This window comes from Saccharothrix sp. ST-888 (genome assembly GCF_000955975.1).
GTDB lineage: Bacteria > Actinomycetota > Actinomycetes > Streptomycetales > Streptomycetaceae > Kitasatospora.
The window spans coordinates 1-342 of the sequence record NZ_JYJF01000662.1; the positions used below are offsets into that span (position 1 = coordinate 1).

At 66.1% G+C, this 342-nt stretch carries 1 protein-coding gene; it reads right to left on the reverse strand.

All coding sequences use genetic code 11. The features are described from left to right. A partial coding sequence (locus tag UK12_RS34145) for an acyl carrier protein (protein ID WP_045307108.1) occupies window positions 1-342 on the reverse strand: 342 nt, incomplete at both ends.

Genomic DNA, 342 nt, shown 5'->3' on the forward strand with positions numbered 1-342 from the left:
GAGTCGCCGCCGAGGTCGAAGAAGTCGTCGTCGGGTCCGATGGAGCTGGTGCCGAGCGTTTCCTCGAGGAGGTTGATGACGGTGGTCAGGGTGTCGGAGGCGGTGTGGGTGGTGCGGACGACTTCGGGTCGGTCGTAGTCGGGTGATGGGGGCGGGGTGAGTGCGGGTGTGTGGTCGGGGTGGAGCACGGTGTCGATGTACGTGGCCATTTGGGCGGCGGTGGGTGCTTCGAGGAGTGTGTGGTGGGGGAGTTCGATGTCGAAGGTGGTGTTGGCCTTGGCGATGAGGTGGAGGGCCATGAGGGAGTCGCCGCCGAGGTCGAAGAAGTCGTCGTCGGGTCCG